Origin of the sequence: Pseudoalteromonas sp. SIMBA_162 (genome assembly GCF_046535955.1) — a bacterium.
Classification (GTDB): domain Bacteria; phylum Pseudomonadota; class Gammaproteobacteria; order Enterobacterales; family Alteromonadaceae; genus Pseudoalteromonas; species Pseudoalteromonas marina.
Genome location: NZ_JAWJBQ010000854.1, coordinates 1 through 251, shown reverse-complemented (window position 1 = coordinate 251; position 251 = coordinate 1). Strand labels below are relative to the sequence as shown.

The following is a 251-nucleotide window of genomic DNA, read 5'->3' as shown; positions in this document are numbered from 1 at the left end:
ATGCGAGATGTTGTTGCTGAATTCGCCGGTGGCCATCTGCACCGCCGTCGGTGCCAGTGCCAGACCGATGACCATGATCACCTGACCGACCACGACTGCCGGCAGCAGACGATGCACGATGCCGACCCCCTTGAGGCGAATGCATTGCGCCAGCAGCCCATAGACCCGGCCCGCGCCACACAAACCGCCCATGGTGGCAGGAATGCCGAAGTTCGCGACCGAGCTCTGGATGGGCGCAATGAAGGCAAACG

1 protein-coding gene is annotated in these 251 nt (G+C 62.9%); it reads right to left on the bottom strand.

The genetic code is table 11. From position 1 onward, the window contains the following. Positions 1-251, bottom strand: a 251-nt coding sequence (locus tag R0J88_RS22110) for a solute carrier family 23 protein (RefSeq protein ID WP_410901189.1), incomplete at both ends; no start/stop codon positions are given.